Annotated in this window: 26 protein-coding genes and 1 pseudogene; 9 read left to right on the top strand and 18 right to left on the bottom strand. The window is 59.5% G+C overall.

Going from position 1 to position 26116, the window contains the following annotated elements:
• Positions 1-13 precede the first annotated feature (13 nt).
• The 5 genes from recG to exbB form a co-directional block, all read right to left on the bottom strand.
• A complete protein-coding gene (recG, locus tag AC07UI_RS02180; RefSeq protein WP_494990910.1) occupies positions 14-2089 on the bottom strand; it encodes an ATP-dependent DNA helicase RecG in 2076 nt (691 codons plus the stop codon).
• 9 nt (positions 2090-2098) lie between these two features.
• Positions 2099-3019 (bottom strand): hydrogen peroxide-inducible genes activator, encoded by a 921-nt coding sequence (locus AC07UI_RS02175; protein WP_494990909.1) that lies wholly within the window; start codon positions 3017-3019, stop codon positions 2099-2101.
• A 225-nt stretch (positions 3020-3244) separates the two neighbouring features.
• The gene (locus AC07UI_RS02170) at positions 3245-3991 is read right to left on the bottom strand and encodes a TonB family protein (protein ID WP_494990908.1); all 747 of its coding nucleotides are present in this window, start codon (positions 3989-3991) and stop codon (positions 3245-3247) included.
• Positions 3988-4416, bottom strand: coding sequence for a TonB system transport protein ExbD (exbD, locus tag AC07UI_RS02165; RefSeq protein ID WP_494990907.1), 429 nt, complete (start codon positions 4414-4416; stop codon positions 3988-3990). Before exbD ends, AC07UI_RS02170 begins: the two co-directional genes overlap by 4 nt.
• 6 nt (positions 4417-4422) lie before the next feature.
• Positions 4423-5400, bottom strand: coding sequence for a tonB-system energizer ExbB (gene exbB / locus AC07UI_RS02160; protein ID WP_494990906.1), 978 nt, complete (start codon positions 5398-5400; stop codon positions 4423-4425).
• Positions 5401-5588: 188 nt separating this feature from the next.
• Here exbB and AC07UI_RS02155 point away from each other — a divergent pair, with 188 nt between their 5' ends.
• Positions 5589-6446, top strand: coding sequence for an SDR family oxidoreductase (locus AC07UI_RS02155; RefSeq protein ID WP_494990905.1), 858 nt, complete (start codon positions 5589-5591; stop codon positions 6444-6446).
• A 52-nt stretch (positions 6447-6498) separates the two neighbouring features.
• On the opposite strand, the gene AC07UI_RS02150 is transcribed toward AC07UI_RS02155, so the two are convergent.
• From AC07UI_RS02150 to AC07UI_RS02125, 6 genes are all read right to left on the bottom strand, one after another.
• Positions 6499-7239 carry a putative periplasmic lipoprotein gene (locus tag AC07UI_RS02150; RefSeq protein ID WP_494990904.1) on the bottom strand — a complete coding sequence of 247 codons (741 nt, stop codon included), beginning with the start codon at positions 7237-7239 and terminating at the stop codon, positions 6499-6501.
• Positions 7240-7303: 64 nt separating this feature from the next.
• Positions 7304-7684 carry a RidA family protein gene (locus AC07UI_RS02145; RefSeq protein WP_003229509.1) on the bottom strand — a complete coding sequence of 127 codons (381 nt, stop codon included), beginning with the start codon at positions 7682-7684 and terminating at the stop codon, positions 7304-7306.
• Positions 7685-7708: 24 nt separating this feature from the next.
• Positions 7709-9814 (bottom strand): bifunctional GTP diphosphokinase/guanosine-3',5'-bis pyrophosphate 3'-pyrophosphohydrolase, encoded by a 2106-nt coding sequence (gene spoT / locus AC07UI_RS02140; protein ID WP_494990903.1) that lies wholly within the window; start codon positions 9812-9814, stop codon positions 7709-7711.
• Positions 9815-9871: 57 nt separating this feature from the next.
• The gene (rpoZ, locus tag AC07UI_RS02135) at positions 9872-10135 is read right to left on the bottom strand and encodes a DNA-directed RNA polymerase subunit omega (RefSeq protein ID WP_150640823.1); all 264 of its coding nucleotides are present in this window, start codon (positions 10133-10135) and stop codon (positions 9872-9874) included.
• Positions 10136-10301: 166 nt separating this feature from the next.
• Positions 10302-10922 (bottom strand): guanylate kinase, encoded by a 621-nt coding sequence (gene gmk, locus AC07UI_RS02130; RefSeq protein ID WP_494990902.1) that lies wholly within the window; start codon positions 10920-10922, stop codon positions 10302-10304.
• A 12-nt stretch (positions 10923-10934) separates the two neighbouring features.
• The gene (locus tag AC07UI_RS02125; RefSeq protein ID WP_494990901.1) at positions 10935-11798 is read right to left on the bottom strand and encodes a YicC/YloC family endoribonuclease; all 864 of its coding nucleotides are present in this window, start codon (positions 11796-11798) and stop codon (positions 10935-10937) included.
• Positions 11799-12078: 280 nt separating this feature from the next.
• On the opposite strand from AC07UI_RS02125, the gene rph reads away from it, so the two are divergent.
• Together rph and AC07UI_RS02115 are read left to right on the top strand one after the other, a co-directional pair.
• Complete coding sequence (gene rph / locus AC07UI_RS02120) at positions 12079-12801, top strand: ribonuclease PH (RefSeq protein WP_494990900.1); 723 nt, start codon at positions 12079-12081, stop codon at positions 12799-12801.
• A gap of 29 nt (positions 12802-12830) precedes the next feature.
• Positions 12831-13199, top strand: a complete 369-nt coding sequence (locus AC07UI_RS02115; protein WP_494990899.1) for a DUF4870 domain-containing protein — start codon at positions 12831-12833, stop codon at positions 13197-13199.
• A gap of 60 nt (positions 13200-13259) precedes the next feature.
• Here the strand turns inward: AC07UI_RS02115 and crc are convergent, their stop codons facing one another.
• Positions 13260-14039: a catabolite repression control protein Crc gene (gene crc, locus AC07UI_RS02110; RefSeq protein ID WP_003176915.1), complete on the bottom strand. Its 780-nt coding sequence runs from the start codon at positions 14037-14039 to the stop codon at positions 13260-13262.
• A gap of 81 nt (positions 14040-14120) precedes the next feature.
• On the opposite strand from crc, the gene pyrE reads away from it, so the two are divergent.
• A complete protein-coding gene (gene pyrE / locus AC07UI_RS02105; RefSeq protein ID WP_494990898.1) occupies positions 14121-14762 on the top strand; it encodes an orotate phosphoribosyltransferase in 642 nt (213 codons plus the stop codon).
• Positions 14763-14836: 74 nt separating this feature from the next.
• On the opposite strand, the gene argB is transcribed toward pyrE, so the two are convergent.
• From argB to coaBC, 4 genes and pseudogenes are all read right to left on the bottom strand, one after another.
• On the bottom strand, positions 14837-15742 hold the full coding sequence (argB, locus tag AC07UI_RS02100) for an acetylglutamate kinase (RefSeq protein ID WP_494990897.1): 906 nt from the start codon (positions 15740-15742) through the stop codon (positions 14837-14839).
• A gap of 29 nt (positions 15743-15771) precedes the next feature.
• A pseudogene (locus tag AC07UI_RS02095) lies at positions 15772-17252 on the bottom strand (phosphomannomutase/phosphoglucomutase); the annotation flags it as partial.
• Positions 17253-17563: 311 nt separating this feature from the next.
• Entirely contained in the window at positions 17564-18019 is a 456-nt protein-coding gene (gene dut, locus AC07UI_RS02090) for a dUTP diphosphatase (RefSeq protein ID WP_494990896.1), read from the bottom strand.
• Positions 18020-18024: 5 nt separating this feature from the next.
• Entirely contained in the window at positions 18025-19233 is a 1209-nt protein-coding gene (coaBC, locus tag AC07UI_RS02085; RefSeq protein WP_494990895.1) for a bifunctional phosphopantothenoylcysteine decarboxylase/phosphopantothenate--cysteine ligase CoaBC, read from the bottom strand.
• A 139-nt stretch (positions 19234-19372) separates the two neighbouring features.
• Between coaBC and radC the strand changes: the two genes are divergently transcribed.
• Positions 19373-20047 carry a RadC family protein gene (radC, locus tag AC07UI_RS02080; protein WP_494990894.1) on the top strand — a complete coding sequence of 225 codons (675 nt, stop codon included), beginning with the start codon at positions 19373-19375 and terminating at the stop codon, positions 20045-20047.
• Between the two features lie 12 nt (positions 20048-20059).
• Here radC and AC07UI_RS02075 read toward each other — a convergent pair whose 3' ends face one another.
• A complete protein-coding gene (locus tag AC07UI_RS02075; RefSeq protein ID WP_494990893.1) occupies positions 20060-21646 on the bottom strand; it encodes an ABC transporter substrate-binding protein in 1587 nt (528 codons plus the stop codon).
• 545 nt (positions 21647-22191) lie between these two features.
• Between AC07UI_RS02075 and rpmB the strand changes: the two genes are divergently transcribed.
• The gene (rpmB, locus tag AC07UI_RS02070) at positions 22192-22428 is read left to right on the top strand and encodes a 50S ribosomal protein L28 (protein ID WP_150803776.1); all 237 of its coding nucleotides are present in this window, start codon (positions 22192-22194) and stop codon (positions 22426-22428) included.
• Between the two features lie 11 nt (positions 22429-22439).
• Positions 22440-22595 (top strand): 50S ribosomal protein L33, encoded by a 156-nt coding sequence (rpmG, locus tag AC07UI_RS02065; RefSeq protein ID WP_274106790.1) that lies wholly within the window; start codon positions 22440-22442, stop codon positions 22593-22595.
• Between the two features lie 58 nt (positions 22596-22653).
• Here rpmG and AC07UI_RS02060 read toward each other — a convergent pair whose 3' ends face one another.
• Positions 22654-23016 (bottom strand): cupin domain-containing protein, encoded by a 363-nt coding sequence (locus tag AC07UI_RS02060; RefSeq protein WP_494990892.1) that lies wholly within the window; start codon positions 23014-23016, stop codon positions 22654-22656.
• A gap of 237 nt (positions 23017-23253) precedes the next feature.
• Between AC07UI_RS02060 and AC07UI_RS02055 the strand changes: the two genes are divergently transcribed.
• Complete coding sequence (locus AC07UI_RS02055; protein WP_494990891.1) at positions 23254-24747, top strand: aldehyde dehydrogenase; 1494 nt, start codon at positions 23254-23256, stop codon at positions 24745-24747.
• 187 nt (positions 24748-24934) lie between these two features.
• Positions 24935-26077 (top strand): MFS transporter, encoded by a 1143-nt coding sequence (locus AC07UI_RS02050; protein WP_494990890.1) that lies wholly within the window; start codon positions 24935-24937, stop codon positions 26075-26077.
• Positions 26078-26116: the final 39 nt, after the last annotated feature.

Below are 26116 nucleotides of genomic sequence, written 5' to 3'. Positions count from 1 at the left end.
ACTCAAACACTGCTCACACTTGGCCGTATTGCTGCCCATGACGCAGCCAGCGCTCCAGCAGCGGGCTCACGTGTTGCGGCCAGCGCTCAAGCAAGGCTTGGGCGGCATCGCGCACGGCGGGCAGAAGATCGGCGTCGCGCATCAGGTCGGCGACCTTGAATTGCAGCAGGCCGGTTTGCCGGGTGCCGAGCATCTCGCCGGGGCCGCGCAGTTCGAGGTCTTTTTCGGCGATGATGAAGCCGTCGTTGGTCTCGCGCATGATACCCAGGCGCTGACGGCCGATCTGTGACAATGGCGGATGGTAGAGCAGCACACAGTGACTGGCGGCGCTGCCCCGGCCAACCCGGCCGCGCAATTGGTGCAGTTGCGCAAGACCCAGACGTTCGGGGTTTTCGATGATCATCAAGCTGGCATTGGGCACGTCGACGCCGACTTCGATCACCGTGGTCGCCACCAGCAGTTGCAGGGCGCTGGCCTTGAACTCGGCCATGACCGCAGCCTTCTCGGCAGGCTTCATTCGCCCGTGAATCAGTCCGACCCGCAGTTCGCCCAAGGCACTGGTCAGGTCTTCGTAGGTGGTTTCGGCGGCCTGGCACGTGAGCTCTTCGGACTCTTCGATCAGCGTACATACCCAATAGGCCTGGCGACCTTCAGCGCAGGCGGCGCGCACGCGTTCGATGACTTCGATGCGCCGCGTATCCGTGATCAGCACGGTGTTCACCGGGGTCCGGCCAGGCGGCAGTTCGTCGAGGATCGAGGTGTCGAGATCCGCGTAGGCACTCATGGCCAGCGTGCGCGGAATCGGCGTGGCGGTCATGATCAGCTGGTGTGGACACATCCGCCCGCCCACGCCTTTCTGACGCAGGGCCAGACGCTGCTGCACACCAAAGCGGTGCTGTTCGTCGATGATCACCAGTGCGAGGTTCTTGAACTGTACTTCGTCCTGGAACAGCGCATGGGTACCAACCACCATCGGCGCGCCGTTGGCGATCTGCTCCAGCGCCGCTACGCGGTTTTTGCCTTTGAGCTTGCCGGCCAGCCAGGCGGTTTCGATTCCCAGGGGGTCGAGCCAGCGCTTGAAGTTGATGAAATGTTGTTCGGCAAGAATCTCGGTGGGTGCCATCAATGCAACCTGATAGCCCGCCTCCAGTGCCTGCAAGGCGGCGAGGGCGGCGACCACGGTCTTGCCGGCGCCAACATCACCTTGAATCAGCCGCAGCATCGGCTCGCGCTGACTGAGGTCGTAGGCGATTTCATTGCCGACCCGTTGCTGCGCGCCCGTGGGCGAGAAGCCCAGGTTGGCCAGGTATTTCGCCGGCAACTCTTTGGCTTTCGGCAAGGCTGGCGCACGCTGGGAGCGCAGGCTCTCGCGCAGGCGTTGCTGAGACAGTTGATGGGTCAGCAGCTCCTCGAACGCCAGCCGGTGTTGCGCCCAGTGATGACCTAGGGCGAGTTCGTCGACGTCGGCGTCCGCCGGTGGGTGGTGCAGGTAGCGAATCGCGTCGTCCAGCGGGGCCAGCTGATAGTCCCGCGCCAGTTCTTCCGGCAGCCAGTCGGGCAGGCTGCTCGGGCCGAGCAGGGCCAGGCTTTGCTGGCACAGTTGACGTAAACGTTGCTGGGTCAGGCCTTCGGTGAGCGGGTAGATCGGCGTCAGGGTTTGATCCACCGGCGGTGGTTCGTCGCCGTTGATGGCGCGGTATTCCGGGTGATAGATCTCCAGCCCCGACGCGCCGGGCCGGGCCTCGCCATAACAACGCACGCGGGTGCCGCGTTTGAGGCCTTCTTTTTGTGCGTTGCTGAAATGGTAGAAGCGCAAGCTCAGCCCGCCGGTGCCATCCTGAAGGCGCACCAGCAAGCTGCGGCGCTTGCCCATGACCACGTCGGCACCGCTGACGGTACCTTCGATCACGGCATCCTGCCCAGGTCGCAGTTGGCCGATCGGTACTACGCGGGTGCGGTCCTGATAACGCAGCGGCAGGTGAAACAGGACGTCCTGGAGATTCTCCAGGCCGACCTTGGCCAGTTTCTCGGCCATTGCTTCGCCGACGCCCTTGAGCGCCGTGACCGGCACCTTCGACAGCTCAGTCATCGCGGTGTCTTAGCTCGCCGCTGGCGGCTTGGCCACCGAGCACAGGCGGATCGAGTCAGCGAGGATTTCAATCGCTTTTGGCCGTGGGAAGCTGGCGCGCCAGGCAATCGCCACCGTGCGGAACGGCACGGGTGGCGTCATCGGGCGTACTTCGATCACGCCAGGGGCGTAGTGATGGCTGTTCACCGCCGAGAGCGGCAGGATCGAGATACCCAGGCCGGAAGCGACCATGTGCCGAATGGTTTCCAGGGAGCTGGATTCAACCGTGGTGTGCTTGGTGCCGTCGGTGCCCTTGCCCAAAGTCGGGCAGGCCTCGAGTACCTGATCGCGGAAGCAGTGCCCTTCGCCGAGCAGCAGCAGGCTCTTGTCGTTGAGCATGTTGGCGTCGATGGTTTTCTTTTGGGTCCATGGGTGCGCGCTGGGCATCAGTACGTAGAACGGCTCATCGTAGAGCTGCAGGGTCAGTACGTCAGCCTCGTTGAACGGCAGGGCGATGATGATCGCGTCCAGCTCGCCGTTGCGCAGTTTGTCGCGCAGTACATGGGTGAAGTTTTCTTCGATGTACAACGGCATCTGCGGGGCGACCCGGTGCAGTTGTGGAATCAGGTGCGGGAACAGGTACGGACCGACCGTGTAGATCGCGCCGACTTTCAGCGGAGCGGTCAGCTGGTTTTTACCGGCCTGGGCCAGCTCACGAATACCTTGGGCTTGCTCAAGAACCTTCTGGGCCTGGGCGACGATGCCCTCGCCGACAGGCGTCAGGCGCACCGCGCTTTTGCTGCGCTCGAAAATCAGCACACCGAGTTCGTCTTCAAGCTTCTTCACGCCTACCGACAAGGTCGGCTGACTGACATGGCAACGCTCGGCCGCGTGGCCGAAGTGCTGCTCTTGGGCGAGGGTAACGATGTAGCGTAATTCTGTGAGAGTCATAGCGGGCGTCCATGAGGTTGCGAGCCAAGCATACCGGCTGCAATCGATAGACGCACGTTATCAGACTGAGGGCGGAGAGCGACACAGGGCAATGCATGTTTGGCGTTGCTGGATGCGCGAAAGGCACCTTCGGTGCCTTTTGGGGGAGTGCCAGCCAGCGAAGGACATTGGCGAACGTCGCCCCCTCGCCACAGGTTTTGTGTCCGGCATTCGCGCCAACCGAAGTCAGCGGCGACGTTTTTCGATGTTGTAAACGAATGGCGCAACGATTTCGATCGAGCCGTTGGTCAGCATTTCGGCTGGCGGTTTAGGCAGCGGCTGGGCGCGGCGAATCATTTCCAGTGTCGCCCGATCGAGATCGGCGTTGCCGGAGAGACCGGCCAGTTCGAACGACAGCACATTACCTTCGGCGTCGACCACGAAGCGCAAACGGTTCATCCCTTCCTTGCCGCGCGCTTGAGCTGCGGGCGGGTACTTCTTGTACTTTTGCAAGTGCGCCAACAGCGTGTTTTGCCAGCTGGCTTTGGCGGCATTCTGCGCCGCAGTAGGGCCGGGTGCCGGCTGCGCGGACTTGTCCGTCTGCGCAGGCGTGGGCGGCGTGTCGTCAGGTTTTTCCTCGGGAGGCTTTTCCTTTGGCGGCTCCGGTGTCTTCTCAGGCTTGGGCGGTTGCGGCTTTGGCTTGGGTTTGACCTGCTTGGGCACGGAGATGGTCGGCTTCGGCGCCTCCGCGAGTTTTGGCAATGGGAGTTCTTCCACCGGTGCAGGTGGTTGCGGCGGCGTCACGACTTTGGGCGGTGCCGGTGGAGGCGGTGCCGGAACCGGCGCCAGCTCGACCATCATTGCCATCGGCGGCAGTTCGACCGGCTGTGCCGACGACCAGTTGAGCGCGAGGAGAATCGCGACCGCGTGGACGCCCAGCACCACTGCCAGGCTACCGCTGTAACGCGTCAGCTTTTGGCGCGTCGTGATCATTTCTTGGCTGCCGTCTCAAGTCCGACCAGGCCGACTTTCAGGTAACCGGCTGCCCGCAAGGCATCCATCACACTCATCAAGTCGCCGTAGTCCACGCCTTTATCGGCCTGGAAGAAGATCGTCGTGTCCTTCTTGCCGTGAGTCTTGGCATCAAGGGTCGCGCCAAGGCTTTCAGCCTTCACCTGGTCTTCACCGAGGAACAGCCGTTGATCGGCCTTGACGCTGAGGAACACCGGCTTCTCTGGCCGCGGCGCCGGTTTGGCGGTCGAGGCGGGCAGGTCGACTTTAATGTCTACAGTCGCCAGCGGTGCTGCCACCATGAAGATGATCAGCAGCACCAGCATTACGTCGATAAACGGCGTGACGTTGATTTCGTGATTCTCGGCGAGATCGTCGTCAGCGCCTTCTTTTAAATGCAGGCCCATGGCTGATTACCCCACTTTCACCATGTGCGGTTGCGAGACGCGCTCGGGCGGCAGGTGGTCGAGGTCGCGGCTGACCAGCAGCAGGACTTCTGCCGAGGCATCGGAAACCTGCGCCTTGTAACCGGCGATGGAGCGGGCGAAGACGTTGTAGATCACCACCGCCGGAATCGCCGCAACCAGACCCAGCGCGGTCGCCAGCAAGGCTTCGGCAATGCCGGGAGCCACGACAGCGAGGTTGGTGGTCTGGGTCTTGGCGATGCCGATGAAGCTGTTCATGATGCCCCACACGGTACCGAACAGGCCGACGAAGGGCGCGGTGGAACCGATGGTTGCCAGTACGCCGGTGCCGCTGCTCATGTTGCGGCCGCATGCGGCAACCAGACGCTCGAGACGGAAGCTGACGCGTTCCTTGATGCCTTCTTTTTCACGGCTGTTGGCCGACAGGCGCATTTCTTCCAGAGCATCGTGGACCAGCAGGTTGGCGAGGGTACCTTCCTTGGTGGCAGTCGAGCTGGCCTCTTTAAGGGTGGTGGCTTTTTTCAGGCTGGCGATTTCACCGCGCAGACGACGCTTGGCGCCGAGCAGCTCAAAGCCCTTGGCGATCCAGATGGTCCAGGTGATGATCGAGGCGATGGCGAGACCGATCATCACGATTTTCACGATAATGTCGGCGTTCTGGTACATGCCCCAAGGCGACAGGTCGTGGGCCATGCCCAAGGTGTTATCGGCCTCGAGTACTTCAGGCTGATTTTGGAGAGGTGCGCCTTGAGCAGCCAGAGCCGGGTCGCTGACGACCGGGGTCGCGACTGCAGCGGCATGGTCAGCGCTGCCGTGAGCGGCAGGTCCGGTGGCAGGCACAGGCTCATCGGCGAACGCGGCGGTTGGTGCCAGCAGCAGGCTGAACAGCAGCGCTGCTACCATGCGCCAGGCGCGCGATGGGCTAGGAAGCGTGGTTGGCGAAGCGGGGAGTTGATTGCTTGTCATGCTGGCCGGACCTAAGAGGGAAAAAGAGTAAATGTCCTTCCAGGCCTCGCAGGGCCGAGAACAAATGGGCGGCAATTATCGCAATTAATTCTCGTTAACAAAAGTAATAGAGTATCTTTTTTTCTTGGATTACCAGCCGCTCGTCCATTGCCGACGCTAGGCTGGGTCTTTCCGATAGGAGTTTTGTGATGTCCACCCCTTCTGTTTTGATCGCCGGCTGCGGTGATGTCGGCAGCCGTTTGGCCACTCAGCTACTGGCCGGGAACTGGTTGGTTCATGGGCTGCGACGGAACATTTCGCGCCTGCCAAGCGGTGTCGTGGGAGTGGCGGGTGATCTGTTCAGTGAGCAGTGTCCGGCCGCCTGGCCGACTGAAAAGCTGGATTACCTGGTGTATTGCGCCGCGGCCACCGAACACGATGAAGCCGGCTATCGCGCGGCCTATGTCGAAGGTTTGCAGCATGTATTGAGCTGGTTGAAGCAGCATGGTCAGCAGCCAAAGCGCCTGCTGTTTGTCTCCAGCAGCAGCGTGTATGGCCAGCAGGCGGGCGAATGGGTCGACGAAAGTTCGCCGACCGAGGCCGGCGGTTACTCCGGACGTTTGATGCTGGAAGCCGAGCAGGTGGCTTTGCACAGTGGCATACCGGCAAGTCTGGTGCGTCTGACGGGTATCTATGGTCCGGGCCGTGAGCGGCTGTTGACTCAAGTATGCCAGGGTTATCGTGTAGTCATCGATCCGCCGCTGTATGGCAACCGGATTCATGTCGACGATGCTGCCGGTCTGCTGGCGTTCCTGCTACAGGCGGATCGTCGAGGTGAGGCGCTGCAGGACTGCTACATCGGTGTCGACGATGCACCTGCGCCGCTCGCGGAAGTGGTCGACTGGTTACACGAGTATCTGGGTGTCACCGAATGGGCGGCCGACGCCAGTGTCCGTCGGGCCGGCAGCAAGCGGTGTAGCAACGCGCGGGCGCGGGCGCTGGGTTGGGTGCCGCGTTATCCAAGCTTTCGTGAAGGGTATACGGCGATTCTCGAGGGCAGTCGTTGACTCAACCTTCAAGGCAAAGAAAAAGGAGCCCATGGGCTCCTTTATTGCGGGGTCACTGTTTTTCCAGTAACCACTGCCGGGTACCAGGAGAGAGTGATGGTACTTCATCGGCTTGAGACGCATTGACCACCTGGAAGATCTCCAGTTGTTTGCCTTTGCGAGTAAAAATCCATGGGTTGCCCTGGCCGCCTTGCTGCAGCCAGATGTTGTCATGGCCGCCGCTCATGGACGCACAATCACCGGCCAGGCACAGCGCGTAACGATCAGTGCCTGGCAGGCCTTCAACCCGGCCATCGGCCTGGAACTGAACGGTGCTGCCTTCGCCCGGGCCGCTGACGACTTTCCAGCTGCCGCCCATATAAGCGGAGTACAGGGCTCGCTCGAAGCTGGCGCCAATCGGTGCGCCTTCGGGAACCGTGTCTTGCGCTCGATTGAAAACCTGTTCCGGTTCTGAGTCGTTTGCCACTTGCTGCAGCTGTTTGCCGTCGCGACTGAGTTCGCTGGAGGAGCCGCCATAGAAATCGATCTTCCAGGCGCCGGATTTCTCACCCAGCAGCTTGCCTTCGACATTCTCGAAACCGTTGGTAAATCTCGCCTGACCGGCTTTGGTATTGATGTCCCATTCCAGGTTTGGACCGTTGGCCTGGAGGGCTTCACGCAAGGGACCGCCTTTGGCAGCAGCATCGATTGCTACCTGGTTGATCCAGGTGCCACTGATGTCGCGGTCGGCGGGATTGCTGGCACAGCCGCCGAGGAATATGGCGAGCAGCGAGAGGGCAAGCGCTTTGCGCATGACGGAATCCTTTCAAAACGGAATTGGCGCAGCGTGGCGGCTGCGCCAGGATATGTGCTGGCAGTTATTCGATGACCAGAATGGCATCCATCTCGACCTGCGAGCCTTTTGGCAGTGCGGCGACACCGATGGCGGCGCGGGCAGGGTAAGGTTGGTCGAAGTATTTGCCCATGATCTCGTTGACCTTGGCGAAGTGGCTCAGGTCGGTGAGGAAGATGTTCAGTTTGACGATGTCCTTGAACGAACCACCAGCGGCTTCAGCCACGGCCTTGAGGTTCTCGAAAACCTGAACGGTCTGGGCTTCGAAGCCTTCGACCAGCTCCATGGTTTTCGGGTCCAGAGGAATTTGACCGGACATGTAGACGGTGTTGCCAGCCTTGATCGCCTGGGAGTATGTACCGATGGCGGCAGGTGCCTTGTCGCTGGTGATAACAGTCTTGGTCATGTATGACTCCTTGTAATGGGCTGGTTACGCACGCATGCGGGTGATGCGGGTGACCCCGGTCAGGGCGCGCAGTTTCTTGATCACGCGGGCCAGATGCACACGGTCGTGCACGCTGACCACCAGTTGGACCACGCTGATGCGACCATCGCGTTCGTCCATGCTGATTTTTTCGATATTGCCATCGGCCGCGTTGACGCTGCTGGCCAGCAGGGCAATCAGGCCGCGCTGGTGTTCCAGCTCGACGCGCAGTTCGACGTTGAATTCGCCGGTGACATCCTTGGCCCAGGAGAGCTGGATGCATTTTTCCGGGTTATGGCGGATCTCGCTGATATTGCGGCAGTTGTCCAGGTGCACCACCATCCCTTTGCCTGCGGACAGATGGCCGACAATCGGGTCGCCAGGGATCGGTGTGCAGCACTTGGCGTAGCTGAGGACCAGACCTTCGGTGCCGCGAATCGCCAGCGGGCCTTCCGGGCTCGGCAGCTGTTCGCCTTCACCGAGCAGGCGGCGGGCGACGACGTAGGCCATGCGATTGCCCAGGCCGATGTCTTCCAGCAGGTCTTCGATCACTTCAAGGCGGTATTCGTTGAGCATCACCTGGATGCGCTCGGCCGGAACTTTTTCCAGCGAGCTGTCGAAACCGTTGAGCACCTTGTTCAGCAGGCGTTCGCCGAGGCTGATGGACTCGGAGCGGCGTTGCAGTTTCAGGGCGTGACGAATGTGTGTGCGGGCTTTGCCGGTGACCACGAAGTTGAGCCAGGCCGGGTTTGGCCGGGCGCCCGGTGCGCTGACGATTTCCACGGTCGAGCCGCTTTGCAGTGGTTCGGACAGTGGCGCCAGGCGACGGTTGATCCGACAGGCAATGCAGCTGTTGCCAACGTCGGTGTGTACCGCGTAAGCGAAGTCGACTGCCGTGGAGCCTTTGGGCAGCTCCATGATCCGGCCTTTGGGCGTGAAGACATAGACCTCGTCCGGGAACAGGTCGATCTTCACGCTTTCGATGAATTCGAGAGAGTTGCCGGCGCGCTGCTGCATTTCCAGAACGCCCTTGACCCATTGGCGAGCACGGGCGTGAGTACCTTTCGGTTGCTCCTCGCCGCTGGATTTATACAGCCAATGGGCAGCAATGCCGTTATTGGCCATCTCTTCCATTTCGCGGGTGCGGATCTGGATCTCGATCGGTACGCCATGCATGCCGAACAGGGTGGTATGCAGCGACTGATAGCCGTTGGCTTTGGGGATCGCGATGTAATCCTTGAAACGCCCCGGCAGCGGCTTGTACAAATTATGTACAGCGCCGAGCACTCGATAGCAGGTATCGACCTTGTCGACGATGATGCGGAACGCATAGACGTCCATGATCTCGTTGAAGGCCCGACGCTTGCCGCGCATCTTCGTGTAGATGCCGTAGAGGTGTTTCTGCCGACCGCTGACCTCGCCCTGAATGCCGTCGATGGCCAGGCAGTGACTGAGGGACTCTTCGATCTTGTTGACGATTTCCTTGCGGTTGCCCCGGGCGCGTTTGACTGCCTGGTAGATCCGCGCGGAACGCATCGGGTGCATGGCCTTGAAGCCAAGGTCTTCGAACTCTATGCGGATGCTGTGCATGCCCAGGCGGTTGGCGATGGGCGCATAGATTTCCAGGGTTTCCTTGGCGATCCGCCGGCGTTTTTCGCCGGACAGCACTTCCAGTGTTCGCATGTTGTGCAGGCGGTCGGCCAGCTTGACCAGGATCACGCGAATATCGCGGGCCATGGCCATGGCCATTTTCTGGAAGTTTTCGGCCTGGGCTTCGGCTTTGGTCTCGAAGTTCATCTGGGTCAGTTTGCTGACCCCGTCGACCAGTTCGGCCACGGTTTCACCGAACTGCGCCGAGAGCGCTTCCTTGGCAATACCGGTGTCTTCGATCACGTCATGCAGCATGGCCGCCATCAGGCTTTGATGGTCCATATGCATGTCGGCAAGAATATTCGCGACCGCTAACGGGTGCGTGACGTAGGCTTCGCCACTGCGCCGGCGTTGGCCGTCGTGGGCTTGTTCGGCATAAAAGTACGCTCGGCGAACCAGGTTGACCTGGTCCGTGCCGAGATAGGTCGATAAGCGATCGGCGAGGGCGTCTATGCTCGGCATGATGACTCCTGCCGATGGCTGTGACCCCGCGCCGTGCTACGTCGACCAGGCATAGGCTTAGACGGCCTCGTTGGACTCGTCCTCGAACGCTGCGAACAGCGGTTCGTCTTCAACGATTTCAGCTTCAGCGATGACTTCATAGCTCATCAAACCTGCTGCGATTTCACGCAACGCCATTACGGTAGGTTTGTCGTTTTCCCAGGCCAGCTTTGGCTCTTTGCCACCGGTCGCCAATTGACGAGCACGTTTGGTAGAGAGCATGACCAGCTCAAAGCGGTTAGCCACGTGATCTAGGCAGTCTTCAACGGTTACGCGGGCCATGGTATTCCTCGTAGCAAATGCAATATGCGCGCTGCCCGGATGGGCGAGCGGACTCAACAGTTTAAAAAATCACCAGCGTTTAGGGAAGCGCTGATTTTTCGCCCAGCTCTCCAACGCGCTACAAGTGCCAATGTAAAGCCCTTGCAGCGTTTTTGGGAAGAGGTCTTTAGCCCAACAGTTCAGCGAGTAATTTACCGAAACGCTGTTGTTGAGGCTTTTGGCGCAGCTGATTGGCGCGGAAGATAGCTTTCAGATCGTCCAGTGCAGTGGCGAAGTCATCGTTAATGATCAAGAAGTCGTAATCGAGGTAATGGCTCATCTCGCTGACGGCTTCGCGCATCCGGCCTTCGATAATTTCGTCGCTGTCCTGGCCGCGATTGGTCAGGCGTTGGCGCAAGGCCTGCTGGGACGGCGGCAGAATGAAGATCGAGCGAGCCTGGGGCATCAACTTGCGCACTTGCTCGGCACCTTGCCAGTCGATTTCCAGAATCAGGTCGTGACCTTCATCCAGGGTCTGCTGCAAATGGCTCTGCGAAGTGCCGTAGAGGTTGCCGAACACTTCGGCGCGCTCCAGGAAATCACCATGCTCGATCATCCGCACGAACTCGGCCCGGTCGACAAAGTTGTAGTTCACGCCGTCGACTTCACCGGGGCGCATGGCGCGGGTGGTGTGGGAAACCGAAACGCGAATTTGCGGCTGCGCGTCGATCAGGGCCTTGACCAGGCTGGTCTTGCCCGCGCCAGACGGGGCGGAAATGATGTAGAGGGTGCCGGTGCTGTGGGTCATGTCGGGGTAGCCTTACTCAATATTTTGCACTTGTTCGCGCATCTGCTCGATCAACACTTTGAGGTTGACCGCCGCTTGGGTGCTGCGCGGGTCGAAGGCTTTGGAGCCCAGTGTATTGGCTTCGCGGTTGAGCTCTTGCATCAGGAAGTCCAGGCGCCGACCGGCGGCACCACCGGATTTGAGCACGCGGCGAACTTCAATGATGTGGGTGCTCAGCCGGTCCAGTTCTTCGGCCACGTCGCTCTTTTGTGCGAGCATGACCATCTCCTGTTCCAGGCGCTGCGGATCCAGCTCGGCCTTCATGTCGGCGAAACGGTCCAGGACTCTCTGGCGCTGGGTCGCGAGCATTTGCGGGACCAGCTCACGCAGGGTCACAACGTCTTCTTCTATGGAGCTCAAGCGATCGTTGATCAGGCGGGCCAGCTCCGCGCCTTCGCGCTCGCGGCCGCTCTTGAGCTCTTTCAAGCCCTGGTTGAACAGCGTCAGGGCTTGCGCGTTCAGCGCTTGCGGGTCGGTCGCGTCGGCCACCAGTACGCCCGGCCAGGCCAGGACTTCCAGCGGGTTCAAGGCCGCGGGGTGTTTGATCAGGCTGGCCACGGTCTCGGCTGCAGCCACCAATTGTGCGGCGCGCTCACGATCAACCTGTAAAGGCTTGCCGGTGGTTTCTTCGGTGAAGCGCAGGGTGCATTCGAGTTTGCCGCGGGACAAGCCCTGGCGCAGCGCTTCGCGCACAGCACCTTCGAGGTCGCGAAAAGACTCCGGCAGCCGCAGGTGCGGCTCCAGGTAGCGGCTGTTGACCGAGCGCAACTCCCAGCTCAGCGTGCCCTGAATGCCGGCTTTTTCGACGCGGGCGAAGGCGGTCATGCTATGCACCATGGAGGTACCTCGCGATTCGGGCCTGCTACAAACCCCGATGGGTTCAGCGGGCCTGATTGATAAATTAAAGCCGACAGGCTGCAAAGGCGCAGGATTGTAACGCAGTGCAGCGAATGCTCCCAAATTGCGCGTGTGACAAAGGGCTGCAAGCCGTCGCCGTCCGGCGCCAGGCCCTTGTCCAGAGCCTTCGGTCGCGGCGCAGGTTTTTTAGAAGTGCCCACTCGGCGCTCCGGGCTCTATAATGCTCGGCAGATTTCCGTCCCCGTACAGGTATTTCCCTATGAAACGTCCAAGTGGTCGCGCTGCCGATCAGCTCCGCTCGATCCGCATCACCCGCAACTACACCAAACACGCCGAGGGATCTGTACTGGTCGAGTTCGGTGATACCAAAGTGATTTGTACGGTCAGCGTCGAAAATGGCGTGCCGCGCTTCCTTAAGGGCCAGGGTCAGGGTTGGTTGACTGCTGAATACGGCATGCTGCCGCGTGCCACGGGTGAGCGTAACCAGCGTGAGGCAAGCCGTGGCAAACAAGGTGGTCGTACGCTCGAGATCCAGCGTTTGATCGGCCGTTCCCTGCGCGCCGCTCTGGACATGTCCAAGCTGGGCGATGTCACCTTGTTCGTCGATTGCGATGTGATCCAGGCCGATGGCGGCACTCGCACCGCGTCGATTACCGGCGCAATGGTTGCACTGATCGATGCCTTGAAAGTGATCAAGAAGCGTGGCGGCCTGAAAGGTGGCGACCCGCTCAAGCAAATGATCGCTGCAGTTTCGGTGGGTATGTACCAAGGCGAGCCTGTGCTCGATCTGGACTATCTGGAAGACTCGGCTGCCGAGACGGATCTCAACGTCGTGATGACCAGCACCGGTGGTTTCATTGAAGTTCAGGGAACTGCTGAAGGTGCGCCGTTCCAGCCTGAAGAGCTGAACGCGATGCTGGCTTTGGCGAGCAAAGGCATGAACGACATTTTTGAACTGCAAAAGGCTGCACTGGCTGACTGATTGCCCTGGCATCCAGCAAGGAGAGCGACATGAGTGAAGAGCAGCTTCCACTGCCTACGCCGAGCCGGGAGGTTCGCCAATGGGCGATGTTTTGTCACTTTTCCGCCTTGCTGGGGATCTGGATTCCTTTCGGTACGCTGATCGGGCCGCTGATTCTCTGGCAGTTGAAGCGCGAGATGGACCCCTTCATCGATGCGCAGGGCAAGGAGGCGCTGAACTTTCAGATCACCGTCGCCATTGCATCGGCCATCTGCTTCTTGTTGATGGCGGTGATAATCGGGTTTTTCCTGTTCGGGCTGGTAGCGATTGGTGCCTTGGTGCTGGCGATCATCGGCGGCATCAAGGCCAATGACGGGGTGCCGTATCGCTATCCCTTCACCTGGCGCCTGATCAAGTAAAATTGATGCCCACAAAAAAGCCGACATTGCTGTCGGCTTTTTTGTACCGCGAAAAGACGCTTAGATGGTCAGCGTCCAGTCGTAATCCACAATCAGCGGCGCATGCTGCGAGAAGCGCGGCTGGCGTGGCAGGCGTGCGCTACGTACGAAGCGACGCAGGCCAGGAGTCAGCAGTTGGTAGTCGAAACGCCAACCCAGGTTGAGCATCTCGGCCTGTTCGTTGTCCGGCCACCAGCTGTACTGATCGCCTTCGCGGCTGACTTCACGCAGGGCATCGACATAACCCATGTTGCCGACAATCTCGTCCATCCAGGCCCGCTCAGGCGCCAGGAATCCAGGAGATTGCTGGCTGTCGCGCCAGTTTTTGATATCCAGCTTCTGTTGCGCCACGTAGAGCGAGCCACAATAAATGTACTCGCGACGTTTGCGTCGCTGTTTATCCAGGTAACGAGCGAAGTCGTCCATAAGCTTGAACTTCTGGTTCAAGTCTTCATCGCCGTTCTGCCCTGATGGAAGCAGCAAGGTCGCGATGCTGACCTTGTCGAAATCGGCTTGCAGGTAGCGCCCGTAGCGGTCTGCCGTCTCGAAACCAAGACCGCTGATGACAGCCTTCGGTTGCAGCCGCGAATACAAAGCCACGCCACCTTGGGCGGGGACTTCGGCATCGCAGGCATAAAGGAAGTAGCCATCCAGTTGGAAGGCTGGGTCGTCCAGTTCAAAGGCGGAGGCGCGGGTGTCCTGCAGGCAGATGACGTCGGCATTCTGTGCTTGCAGCCAACTGAGCAAACCACGCTCGACTGCAGCCTGAATACCATTGACGTTCACACTGATGATCCGCATAAATGGCCCCAAAAATCACGTGCGTGTATGATACCCGAGGTCTACCTAATTAGCTAAATCCGTGATATTGGGGCTTTTTTCATGCAGGCGTATCAGCGCGATTTCATTCGTTTTGCCATCGATCGCGGCGTTTTGCGCTTCGGTGAGTTCACCCTGAAGTCCGGGCGTACCAGTCCTTACTTCTTCAATGCAGGCCTGTTCAACAGCGGTTCGGCGCTGGCGCAGCTTGGCCGTTTCTATGCGGCGGCCATTGTCGAAAGCGGCATTTCCTTCGACGTGCTGTTCGGTCCGGCCTACAAAGGCATTCCTTTGGCGGCCACGACGGCTGTGGCGTTGGCTGAGCACCACCAGCTCGATCTGCCCTGGTGTTTCAACCGCAAGGAAGCCAAAGCTCACGGCGAAGGCGGTAGTCTGGTCGGCGCGCCGTTGGCTGGCGATGTATTGATCATCGACGACGTGATCACTGCAGGCACGGCCATCCGTGAAGTCATGCAAATCATTCAGGCCCAGGGCGCCAAGGCTGCCGGTGTATTGATTGCCCTGAACCGCCAGGAGCGTGGCAACGGTGAGTTGTCGGCGATTCAGGAAGTCGAACGTGACTTTGGCATTCCGGTGGTCAGCATTGTGTCCTTGACCCAGGTTCTGCAGTTCCTGGCTGATGATCCGCAGCTCAAGCAGCACCTGCCAGCGGTGGAAGCCTACCGCGCGCAGTTCGGGATCTGAACTTCGCCAGGGTTTGAACCGCAATAAAAAAGGCCCCCCTCAGCATGCTGAGCGGGGCCTTTTGTTTGCATCGCTTAGTGGCGCTTGCGATTGCTGATCAATGTGCCCACACCGGTGTCGGTGAAGATTTCCAGCAACACTGCGTTAGGTACGCGACCGTCGATGATATGCGAGGTCGTGACGCCGCCTTGCACCGCCTCCAGTGCGCAACGGATCTTCGGCAGCATGCCGCCGTAGATGGTCCCGTCAGCGATCAACTCATTGACCTGCTCGGTGGTCAGGCCCGTCAGGACCTTGCCTTGCTTGTCCATCAAGCCGGCAATGTTGGTCAGCAGCATCAGCTTTTCGGCTTTGAGGGCTTCAGCCACTTTGCCAGCCACCAGGTCGGCGTTGATGTTGTATGACTCGCCGTTGGCACCGACACCGATAGGCGCGATGACCGGGATGAAATCACCTTTGACCAACAGGTTCAGCAGGTCGGTGTTGATTCCGACCACTTCGCCAACGTGGCCGATGTCGATGATTTCCGGCGTGGTCATTTCAGGCGTTTGACGGGTGACGGTGAGCTTTTTCGCGCGAATCAGCTCCGCGTCCTTGCCGGTCAAGCCGATGGCACTGCCGCCGTGACGGTTGATCAGGTTGACGATGTCTTTGTTCACCTGGCCGCCGAGGACCATTTCCACGACGTCCATGGTCTGTGCATCCGTGACGCGCATACCATCGATGAAGTGGCTCTCGATCGACAGGCGATTGAGCAGATCGCCGATTTGCGGACCGCCACCGTGCACGACCACCGGGTTGATCCCTACGGCCTTCATCAGCACGATGTCGCGGGCGAAGCCGGTTTTCAGCTCTTCGCTTTCCATGGCATTGCCGCCGTATTTGATCACCAGCGTCTTGCCGATGTAGCGGCGAATGTAAGGCAGCGCTTCGGATAGAACCTTGGCGGTATTGGCGGCGGCATCGCGTTCGAGGGTCATTCAGGTCTCCGGTGAAACTATCTAGTCGATCAGAACGGTAGTTGAAGATCAGGGGCAACACGTTTCAATTGGGCGTGGAACACGTCCTTGATGCGCTGCAACTCGGCCTCGGTATCAGCCTCGAAACGCAGCACCAGCACCGGTGTGGTGTTGGAGGCGCGAACCAGGCCCCAGCCTTTGGCGTAGTCGACTCGCACACCATCGATGGTGGTCAGTTCGGCGCCTTCGCCCCAACGGGCATCGTGCAGTGCATCAATGATGCTGAATTTGCTCTCTTCGGTCACATGGATATTGATTTCCGGCGTAGAAATATCGTTCGGGAAGGTCGCGAACAGCTCATCGCAGCTGGATTTTTCCTTGCTGAGGATCTCCAGCAGGCGTGCGGCGCTGTAAATACCGTCGTCGAAACCGAACCAGCGCTCCTTGAAAAAGATGTGCCCGCTCATTTCGCCTGCAAGCAGGGCGCCAGTTTGCTTCATTTTCTTTTTGATCAATGAGTGCCCGGTCTTCCACATTAGCGGGCGACCGCCGTATTCCTTGATCAGTGGAGTCAGACGGCGGGTGCATTTGACGTCGAAAATGATTTCCGCGTCAGGATTGCGTGAAACCACGTCCTTGGCGAAGAGCATCAGCAGGCGGTCGGGGAAGACGATGCTGCCGGTATTGGTGACGATACCGACGCGATCGCCATCGCCGTCGAAGGCCAGACCCAGGTCGGCGTTCACTTCCTTGACCTTGGCGATCAGGTCCACCAGGTTCTCAAGCTTGCCCGGATCCGGATGGTGGTTCGGGAAGTTGCCGTCGACCTCGCAGAACAACGGGATCACTTCGCAGCCCAGAGCTTCGATCAGCTGCGGGGCGATCACGCCGGCGGCGCCGTTGCCACAATCGACCACCACTTTCAGGCGGCGAGCCAGTTTGATGTCCTGGACGATTTCGGTGTTGTAGCGATCAAGGATATCGACCTTGGTGATGCTGCCCTTGCCGCTGCTCAGGTTGTTGGTCTTGAGGCGTTCGTGCAGGGCCTGGATCTGTTCGTTGGCCAGGGTATCGCCGGCAATGACGATCTTGAAACCGTTGTAATCCGACGGGTTGTGGCTGCCGGTGAGCATGACGCCAGACTTGCCGGCCAAAACGTTGGCGGCGTAATACAGCGCTGGGGTCGGCACCAGGCCGACATCGCTGACATGGCAGCCACTGTCGTGCAGGCCCTGAATCAATTGTTCGACCAGCTCTGGGCCGGACAGGCGACCATCACGGCCGACCGAGACATTCGGTTCGTCCTGGGCCAGGCTTTCGGAGCCGATGGCGCGGCCGATCCAATAAGCGGTCTCGGCGGTCAGGGTTTTCGGGACAACACCACGAATGTCGTATGCGCGAAAAATGCTGTCAGGGAATTTGGGTGCAACTTGGGCGGTGCTGCTCATCACTGGGGGTGCTCCAATCTCAGGAAGTCCTGGTTTTCGTTGAGGGGGTCGATATCGAGAGTGTCGGTATCCTGGAACAGCGGTCAGGTCCGCTCGACACCCGGGGTGCCGGGTTGGCGCGGCGCTGCGGCACTGCGGGTCGTAAGGTCTGGGCGAATGCGGAATTTGCCGGGACATCAGGTACCGGCAGGCTCAAGCTGAAGGGTTGGACGGCATTTGCGTCATAGAGTTCGTGAGGTAAACGCCTCGTCTGACGAGCGTCACGCAACGTGGGCCCATCCAGGGCCTTCGTGCCGGGCTTGATGCCTTTCAAATAACGCCTCCGCTGAATTCATCCTGAAATGCAACGCGTATTGCGCAGGTCGGGTTGAGAGTCTGACCTGCCTTGAAGTAATCAGTGGCTGCCGGAGTGGCCGAAACCGCCTGCGCCGCGCTGGCTTTCGTCGAACTCTTCGACCAGCTCGAAATGCGCCTGAACCACCGGCACCAGAACAAGCTGTGCGAGGCGCTCGCCAACGGCGATGTTGAACGCGGTCTGGCCGCGGTTCCAGCAAGAAACCATCAGTTCGCCCTGATAGTCGGAGTCGATCAGGCCGACCAGGTTACCCAGCACGATACCGTGCTTATGACCCAGGCCCGAGCGCGGCAGAATCAGTGCGGCAAGACCCGGATCGCCGATGTATATGGACAGGCCGGTGGGGATCAGCAAGGTCTGGCCAGGCTCAAGAAGGGTGTCTTCTTTGAGCATTGCCCGCAGGTCGAGCCCGGCAGAGCCAGGCGTGGCGTAGTGCGGCAGCGGGAATTCGTTACCAATGCGTGGGTCGAGGATCTTGGCTTGTAAAGCGTGCATGCGAGTTAAACCTGGTTCAGACGTTCGGCGATAAAAGTGATCAGCTGGCGGGCAATCTTGCCCTTGCTGGTCTGGGCAAAGAGAGTTGCATGCAACTCCCGGTCAATCACGCTGCAGGCGTTTTCCTCACTGTTGAAGCCAATGCTCGGGTTGGCTACGTCGTTGGCGACGATCAGATCGAGGTTTTTGTCTTTCAACTTGCGTGCAGCGTAGTCGAGCAGATGTTCGGTTTCGGCAGCGAAGCCGACACTGAACGGACGGTCGGGGCGGGTGGCGATGGTGGCCAGAATGTCTGGGTTGCGTACCATCTGCAGCAGCAAGCCGTCGCCGTTCGTAGGATCTTTCTTGAGTTTCTGTGGGGCGACGACTTCGGGGCGGTAATCGGCGACCGCCGCGGAGGCGATGAACAGGTCGCAGGGGATCGCGGCTTCGCAGGCGGCGAGCATGTCCCGGGCGCTGACTACGTCGATTCGCGTCACGCGGTCCGGGGTCGGCAAATGCACGGGGCCGGTGATCAAGGTCACACGGGCACCGGCTTCAACAGCTGCTTCCGCCAGCGCGAAGCCCATTTTTCCGGAGCTGTGGTTGGTGATGTAGCGCACCGGATCGATGTTTTCCTGAGTCGGGCCGGCGGTGATCAGCACGTGCTTGCCGGTCAGCGACTGGCGCTGGAAACATTCGGCGGCACAAAGTGCGAGATCGTTGGCTTCGAGCATGCGGCCCATGCCGACATCGCCGCAGGCCTGGCTGCCAGAGGCCGGGCCGAATACCCGAAGGCCACGGCTTTCGAGCAATTGGGTGTTGGCTTGGGTGGCCGGATCGCGCCACATGGCCTGGTTCATGGCCGGTGCAATGGCGACGGTGGCGTCGGTGGCCAGTACCAGGGTGGTCAACAGGTCATCGGCAATGCCTTGCGCCAGGCGGGCGATAAGGTCCGCAGTGGCGGGGGCGATCAGCACCAGGTCGGCCCACTTCGCCAGCTCGATATGGCCCATTGCAGCCTCGGCTGCAGGGTCGAGCAAGTCCATATGGACCGGGTGCCCCGACAGGGCCTGCATGGTCAGCGGGGTGATGAACTCGCTGCCACCACGGGTCATGACCACGCGCACTTCTGCGCCCTGGTCGAGGAGTCGGCGAACCAGCTCGGCGCTCTTATAGGCGGCGATGCCGCCGCCGACGCCGAGAACAATGCGTTTCCGATACAGCCGCTGCATAGGCCTGCCTTTCAGTTCAGTGATAACTACGTTGCGGGTGCGATGCCCCCTCCCCAGGTGAAATCGCACGCAAAAAAGATGGGCTAAGATAGCACAGCGACCGCTATGGAACAGCGGCGCCCACACACATGGAGGTGCTATGAGCATTCGCGATTGGCCTGCGGCAGAGCGCCCGCGGGAGAAGCTTCTTGATCAAGGTTCGGCGAGCCTTTCCGATGCCGAGTTACTGGCAATCTTTCTACGAACCGGGGTTGCGGGCAAAAGTGCCGTCGATCTTGCGCGACACCTGCTACTTCAATTTGGCAGCCTGCGGACATTGCTGGAGGCGGATCAGCTGACGTTCAGCCGCCATCTGGGGCTGGGTCCGGCGAAGTTTGCCCAATTGCAGGCGGTATTGGAGATGGCCCGGCGGCACTTGGCCGAGACGTTGCGGCGGGACTCCGTGCTGGAAAGTCCGTTAGCCGTACGCGATTACCTCAAAGCGTTGTTGCGTCATGAGCCGCACGAAGTGTTTGGCTGTTTGTTTCTGGATGCCAAGCATCGCGTGCTGGGATTCGAGGCGTTGTTCAGAGGCACGATCGACACCACCAGCGTCTATCCCCGGCAGGTGGTCAAGCGTGCTTTGGCGCACAACGCGGCGGCGTTGATTCTGTGTCATAACCACCCTTCGGGCATCGCCGAGCCGAGTCAGGCTGACCGCGTACTGACCAAGCGCCTGCAGAAGGCGCTGGATCTGATAGATGTACGAGTGCTCGACCATTTCATCATCGGTGATGGCGACCCCTTGTCGATGGCCGAGTACGGCTGGATGTAGCCGCACAAAGGCTCAGGGCTTGATGCTGACCTTTGAGAAGTCCTGACGACCGAACGGGCTGACCTGGTAGCCTTGAACCTCCTTGCGCGTCAGGGCGAAGGCGGTCGGGTGCGCCAGCGGCAGCCAGAGCGCCTGTTGCTGGATTTGCACCTGAGCCTGTTGGTACAGCTTGCTGCGCACACCTTGCTCGGTGGTGGTCTTGCCGGCGCTGATCAGCTTGTCCAGGCCTTGCTCGCAGTAGCGGGCGAAGTTGGTGCCGGACTGCACCGCGGCGCATGAGAATTGCGGTGTGAGGAAGTTATCCGGGTCGCCGTTGTCGCCGGCCCAGCCCATGAACAGCAGATCGTGCTCACCGGCTTTCGCACGGCGGATCAGCTCACCCCATTCGATCACCCGAATTTCGGCCTGAATGCCGATCTCGGCCAGATCTGCTTGCAACAGCTGGGCGCCAAGGCTTGGATTCGGGTTGAGCAGGCTGCCTGTCGGGCGGGTCCAGATCGTGGTTTTGAAGCCGTCCTTAAGTCCGGCCCTTACCAGCAAATCCCGAGCTTTTGCAACGTCATGGGGGTAGCCCGAAAGCTCCTTGGCGTAGCTCCAGGTGTTGGGTGAGTAAGGGCCGTTAGCGGGTTGGGCGGTGTCTTCGAAGACAGCTTTGAGGTAGCTGGTCTTATCGAAAGCAAGGTTGATTGCCTGGCGGACTTCAGGTTTGTCCAGCGGAGGGTGTTGGCTGTTGATGGCGACGAAGGCGGTCATGAAAGCTGGTGTTTTCTCGACTCTCAGCGCCGTTTCCTGGCTGGCAGCTTGCACATCCAGCGGTTTGGGCGACAGGGCAATCTGGCATTCGTTACGCCGCAATTTTTGCAGGCGCACGTTCGCGTCTGGTGTGATGGCGAACACCAGGCTGTCCACCGGAGGTTTACCGGCGAAGTAGTCGCGGTTGGCCTTGTAGCGAATCGACGCGTCCTTCTGGAAACGCCCGAAAATGAACGGGCCGCTGCCGATCGGCTGGCTGTTGAGCTTTTCCGGGGTGCCAGCCTTGAGCAATTGGTCGGCATATTCAGCGGAGTAGATCGATGCGAAACCCATGCTCAGGGTCGCAAGAAAAGTCGAGTCCGGATGGTCGAGGGTGAAGCGCACAGTCAGCGGGTCAAGCGCGTCGATCTTTTTGATCAGGGCCGGCAATTGCATTGATTGGGCATGCGGGAAGCCGCTCTGGGCGATTTGATGCCATGGGTTGGCGGGGTCGAGCATCCGCTCGAAGCTGAACTTCACGTCTTCTGCGGTGAGCTCGCGGCTTGGGCTGAAATAATCGGTGCGATGAAATTTCACCTGCGGATGCAGTTTGAAGACATAGGTCAGGCCGTCGACGGAGACTTCCCAGCTGTCAGCGAGGCTGGGGACCACTTTGCCGCTGGCGGTATCGAAGTCCACCAGTCGGTTCATCAGTACGTCAGCGGACGCATTGGTGGTCGTCAGCGAGTTGTATTGAACGACATCGAATCCTTCCGGGCTGGCCTCTGTGCAGACGCTCAGGGCGGCGGCATGGGCCAGCGGGCTCAGAAGAGGGGCGAGCAGCAGCGTTAGGGCAGCGAGACGCATATTCAGTTTCCTTTGCAGATCGAAGGCCCATCTGCGAGTGCAGTCTGGAAAAGGCTTACCCTAGTGGCCTCTTTTGAAAATGACTATCCAATTTTTCAGATTGCCGCTTTTCAGGTTTGTTGTTTATTAAGTGGTAAATTGCCAGATAACCGGCTTTTCTGACAAAGCCAGAGCCTTGTTTTCGGGAAAGCATCCGCTTTTTGGGCATTTTATCGGAGCAATTTACGGCTAATCTTTGTCGGTAGGTCGCGGGTAGGGCATCAAATCCCAAGCTCAGCGACGAGCGGTAACTACCTTTGTCAGCCTTTGGTTTGGGCGCCCGGAGCAAGAAAACCGGGACTTTATGAAAGACAGATCACACCGACTGTTGTTGCTATGGGGTCTTTCTGGTATAAAGCAGCGCTCTTTTCTAGGGGCCCGGTTCCTTCGCTTGTAGGTGTAGCCGGTAAGACCCTTAAAGAAACGCGGCGCCTGGCGCCAAATGACTGAGAGATTAAGCGGCCAACCCATGCCGGGTTGGGCATGTGGTTTTAGAGGGCTGAGGCATGTCGAGAGTATGTCAAGTTACCGGTAAGGGTCCGGTGACTGGGAATAACATTTCCCACGCAAACAACAAAACCCGTCGTCGTTTCCTGCCGAACCTGCAGCATCACCGCTTCTGGGTCGAGTCCGAGAAGCGTTTTGTGCGTCTGCGCGTATCTGCCAAAGGCATGCGTATCATCGACAAGCGTGGCATTGATGTCGTGCTGGTCGAAATTCGCCGCAATGGCGCTAAGGTCTAAGGGAGAGAATCATGCGTGAATTGATCCGTTTGGTGTCGAGCGCTAACACTGGCCACTTCTACACCACTGATAAGAACAAGCGCACCACTCCGGACAAAATCGAAATCAAAAAATTCGATCCGGTTGTTCGCAAGCACGTGATCTACAAAGAAGCCAAAATCAAGTAATTGGTTTTGCTTCTGACAAAAAAACCCGCCTTTTGGCGGGTTTTTTTGTGCCTGCGATTCAAGCCTTCTGTTCAAACACCACGTAGATCTTGCGGCAGTGTTCCAACACCTCCCAAGTGCCTTTGAAACCGGCCGGGATGACGAAGCGATCGCCGGCGCGCAAGGTCTTGGCGTTGCCTTCTGTGTCGCGCAAAACGGAAACGCCCTGCACGATCTCGCAATATTCATGCTCGGTGTAGTTCACCAGCCACTGACCCACCGCACCTTCCCACACGCCCGCGTTCATCTGGCCACAAGGGCTGTTGTAGTGGTTGTAGAGGGTTTGCTCGGGGTCGCCCTTGAGGATTTTTTCCTGCGCTGGGCGAAAGCGTTCCACCTTGGTGTTGGCCTGGTTGAAGTCTACGATGTCTTGGATGCTCATTCTTTTTATCCCCCGTGATTGCGGCGCGAATGGCTGGAAAGCCCAAAGTCTATGTTTATTAAAATGAACATCGCAAGGCCGTTTGATGGCATTGTGTCAAATATATTGAAACTTGTGGTGCCGCTGGTTTAGGGTGGCAGGTGCCTTGGGCCGATGTGAAGGCTGGCCGGGCAGAATTCTTGAGGGTGCCTGCGTAGAACGCGTGGCGCTTGTATTCAATAAGAGGAGGACACTCGTATGACCACCCTGACTCGTGCCGATTGGGAACAACGCGCCAGCGATCTGAAAATCGAAGGCCGTGCTTATATCAATGGCGAATACACCGAAGCGGTCTCCAGCGAGACCTTCGAGTGCATCAGCCCGGTCGATGGCCGTCTGCTGGGCAAGATCGCCAGCTGTGACGCCGCCGACGCCCAGCGCGCAGTAGAAAATGCCCGCGCCACATTCAATTCCGGTGTCTGGTCGCGTTTGGCACCGAGCAAGCGCAAATCCACCATGATTCGTTTCGCCGGCCTGCTGAAAAAGCACGCCGAAGAGCTGGCGCTACTTGAAACCCTCGACATGGGCAAGCCGATCAGCGATTCCCTGGGCATCGACGTTCCGGGCGCAGCGCAAGCGCTGAGCTGGAGCGGCGAAGCCATCGACAAGATCTATGATGAAGTCGCTGCCACACCGCACGATCAGCTGGGTCTGGTGACCCGCGAGCCGGTGGGTGTTGTCGCTGCCATCGTGCCGTGGAACTTCCCGTTGATGATGGCCTGCTGGAAACTCGGCCCGGCGCTGTCCACGGGTAACTCGGTGATCCTCAAACCGTCCGAAAAGTCGCCGCTGACTGCCATCCGTATCGCTGCGCTGGCCGTTGAGGCGGGTATCCCGGCTGGCGTGCTGAACGTGCTGCCGGGCTTCGGTCACACCGTCGGCAAGGCCCTGGCCTTGCATATGGATGTCGACACGCTGGTATTCACCGGTTCGACCAAGATTGCCAAGCAATTGCTGATCTACTCCGGCGAATCGAACATGAAACGCGTCTGGCTCGAAGCCGGTGGCAAGAGCCCGAACATCGTGTTCGCCGATGCGCCGGACTTGCAGGCCGCCGCCGAAGCCGCAGCCGGCGCCATCGCTTTCAACCAGGGCGAGGTTTGCACCGCCGGTTCGCGTCTGCTGGTCGAGCGTTCGATCAAGGACACCTTCCTGCCTTTGGTGGTCGAAGCCCTCAAAGGCTGGAAACCTGGCAATCCCCTGGACCCGGCGACCAACGTTGGTGCGCTGGTGGACACCCAGCAGATGAACACCGTGCTGTCTTACATCGAGGCTGGTCATTCCGATGGCGCCAAACTGGTGGCCGGCGGCAAGCGCATCCTGCAGGAAACCGGTGGCACTTATGTTGAGCCGACGATTTTCGACGGCGTGAGCAACGCGATGAAAATCGCTCAGGAAGAAATCTTTGGCCCAGTGCTTTCGGTTATTGCTTTCGACACCGTGGAAGAAGCCGTTCAGATTGCCAACGACACGCCATATGGCCTGGCCGCAGCGGTGTGGACAACCAATATTTCCAAGGCTCACCTGACTGCCAAGGCCTTGCGTGCCGGTAGCGTCTGGGTCAACCAATACGACGGCGGCGACATGACCGCACCGTTTGGTGGCTTCAAGCAATCGGGTAACGGTCGTGACAAATCGCTGCACGCGTTCGACAAGTACACCGAACTGAAGGCGACCTGGATCAAGCTGTAAATTGTGGCGGGCCCCGGTCGCATCCGGGGCTCAATACAACGCAGATCCCTTGTGGGAGCGAGCTCGCTCGCGATAGCGGTATGACAGTCGACGTCAATGTTGAATGTTGCGCCGTCATCGCGAGCAAGCTCGCTCCCACATTGCTTTGTATGGCATGTAAAAAACAACAATCCACAGGAGCGTGGTAATGCGTTGGGCGACTTATTTCGCCGTATTGGCGTCTGTCCTGAGTGTCGGTCTGGCGCTGGGTGTCAGTATGCCTCTGGTGTCGCTGCGGCTGGAAAGTTGGGGCTATGGCTCGTTCGCCATTGGTGTGATGGCGGCGATGCCGGCGATTGGCGTGCTTCTGGGCGCCAGGATCTCGAGTCGCCTGGCGGCACGTTTCGGCACAGCGGCCTTGATGCGCTTGTGTCTGTGGGCGGGAGCAATCTCCATCGGTCTGTTGGCGCTGTTGCCCAGCTACCCGATCTGGCTGGTACTGCGCCTGATGATCGGGGTCATTCTGACCATTGTCTTCATCCTCGGCGAGAGCTGGATCAACCAGTTGGTGGTGGAGCAATGGCGTGGACGGTTGGTGGCGCTGTATGGCAGCAGTTATGCCTTGAGCCAACTGTCCGGGCCGTTGCTACTGGGTGTTCTGGGAACCGAAAGGGATTTTGGTTTCTGGGTTGGCGTCGGGCTGTTGGTGGTCTCGCCGTTGCTGCTGCTGGGGCGCAGTGGAGCGCCGACCAGCGAGTCGCTCAGCGTAACCTTGAGCGACTTGCTGGGTTTCTGCCGAGGGTTGCCGGCGATTGCCTGGGCGGTGGCGCTGTTTGCCGCGTTCGAGGCGATGATACTGACCTTGTTGCCGGTCTATTGTTTGCGCCAGGGTTTCACCACCGAAATGGCCTTGGCTATGGTCAGCACGGTGGTGGTTGGCGATGCCTTGTTGCAACTGCCGATTGGCGCGCTGGCTGATCGGCTGTCGCGCCGTACGCTGTTTACCGGTTGTGCAATGGTTCTGCTGGTGTCGAGCCTGGCGATTCCGCTGCTGATCGACACGTTGCTGATCTGGCCGCTATGGGTGCTGTTCGGAGCCAGTGCCGGTGGGTTGTTTACCTTGTCGCTGATTCTGATCGGCGAACGCTATCGCGACGATGCGCTGGTCCGCGCCAACGCCCATGTCGCACAGTTGTGGGGCATTGGCTGCCTGATCGGACCGTTGGCGGCAGGGGCGGGCAGTCAGTGGATCAGCGGGCATGCATTGCCGTTGCTAATGGCGGCCGGGGCTTTAGGGTTGGTGATTCTTGTATCGCGCCAAGGGGCGTTTGGCGCTGTGCAGCCGGTGTAACGTTTATCGGGGAGTTGGTAGTCCTGAAAGCTCGTGCGA

It is taken from the genome of Pseudomonas sp. GW821-FHT04C07 (assembly GCF_059420325.1).
This window is presented reverse-complemented; position numbering and strand designations above follow the sequence as displayed.

Coding starts and splice junctions, on each gene's coding strand:
- gmk (WP_494990902.1), bottom strand. CDS start 10,922: ATGACCCACAGCACCGGCACCCTCTACATCATTTCCGCCCCGTCTGGC.
- AC07UI_RS02075 (WP_494990893.1), bottom strand. CDS start 21,646: ATGCGTCTCGCTGCCCTAACGCTGCTGCTCGCCCCTCTTCTGAGCCCG.
- AC07UI_RS02115 (WP_494990899.1), top strand. CDS start 12,831: ATGAGTGAAGAGCAGCTTCCACTGCCTACGCCGAGCCGGGAGGTTCGC.
- rpmG (WP_274106790.1), top strand. CDS start 22,440: ATGCGTGAATTGATCCGTTTGGTGTCGAGCGCTAACACTGGCCACTTC.
- AC07UI_RS02145 (WP_003229509.1), bottom strand. CDS start 7,684: ATGACCAAGACTGTTATCACCAGCGACAAGGCACCTGCCGCCATCGGT.
- argB (WP_494990897.1), bottom strand. CDS start 15,742: ATGACCCTCGAACGCGATGCCGCCGCCAATACCGCCAAGGTTCTATCC.
- exbB (WP_494990906.1), bottom strand. CDS start 5,400: ATGACAAGCAATCAACTCCCCGCTTCGCCAACCACGCTTCCTAGCCCA.
- exbD (WP_494990907.1), bottom strand. CDS start 4,416: ATGGGCCTGCATTTAAAAGAAGGCGCTGACGACGATCTCGCCGAGAAT.
- AC07UI_RS02050 (WP_494990890.1), top strand. CDS start 24,935: ATGCGTTGGGCGACTTATTTCGCCGTATTGGCGTCTGTCCTGAGTGTC.
- dut (WP_494990896.1), bottom strand. CDS start 18,019: ATGCACGCTTTACAAGCCAAGATCCTCGACCCACGCATTGGTAACGAA.
- spoT (WP_494990903.1), bottom strand. CDS start 9,814: ATGCCGAGCATAGACGCCCTCGCCGATCGCTTATCGACCTATCTCGGC.
- coaBC (WP_494990895.1), bottom strand. CDS start 19,233: ATGCAGCGGCTGTATCGGAAACGCATTGTTCTCGGCGTCGGCGGCGGC.
- AC07UI_RS02155 (WP_494990905.1), top strand. CDS start 5,589: ATGTCCACCCCTTCTGTTTTGATCGCCGGCTGCGGTGATGTCGGCAGC.
- radC (WP_494990894.1), top strand. CDS start 19,373: ATGAGCATTCGCGATTGGCCTGCGGCAGAGCGCCCGCGGGAGAAGCTT.
- pyrE (WP_494990898.1), top strand. CDS start 14,121: ATGCAGGCGTATCAGCGCGATTTCATTCGTTTTGCCATCGATCGCGGC.
- AC07UI_RS02060 (WP_494990892.1), bottom strand. CDS start 23,016: ATGAGCATCCAAGACATCGTAGACTTCAACCAGGCCAACACCAAGGTG.
- AC07UI_RS02150 (WP_494990904.1), bottom strand. CDS start 7,239: ATGCGCAAAGCGCTTGCCCTCTCGCTGCTCGCCATATTCCTCGGCGGC.
- AC07UI_RS02055 (WP_494990891.1), top strand. CDS start 23,254: ATGACCACCCTGACTCGTGCCGATTGGGAACAACGCGCCAGCGATCTG.
- AC07UI_RS02175 (WP_494990909.1), bottom strand. CDS start 3,019: ATGACTCTCACAGAATTACGCTACATCGTTACCCTCGCCCAAGAGCAG.
- AC07UI_RS02125 (WP_494990901.1), bottom strand. CDS start 11,798: ATGGTGCATAGCATGACCGCCTTCGCCCGCGTCGAAAAAGCCGGCATT.
- recG (WP_494990910.1), bottom strand. CDS start 2,089: ATGACTGAGCTGTCGAAGGTGCCGGTCACGGCGCTCAAGGGCGTCGGC.
- rph (WP_494990900.1), top strand. CDS start 12,079: ATGAAACGTCCAAGTGGTCGCGCTGCCGATCAGCTCCGCTCGATCCGC.
- crc (WP_003176915.1), bottom strand. CDS start 14,039: ATGCGGATCATCAGTGTGAACGTCAATGGTATTCAGGCTGCAGTCGAG.
- AC07UI_RS02170 (WP_494990908.1), bottom strand. CDS start 3,991: ATGATCACGACGCGCCAAAAGCTGACGCGTTACAGCGGTAGCCTGGCA.
- rpoZ (WP_150640823.1), bottom strand. CDS start 10,135: ATGGCCCGCGTAACCGTTGAAGACTGCCTAGATCACGTGGCTAACCGC.
- rpmB (WP_150803776.1), top strand. CDS start 22,192: ATGTCGAGAGTATGTCAAGTTACCGGTAAGGGTCCGGTGACTGGGAAT.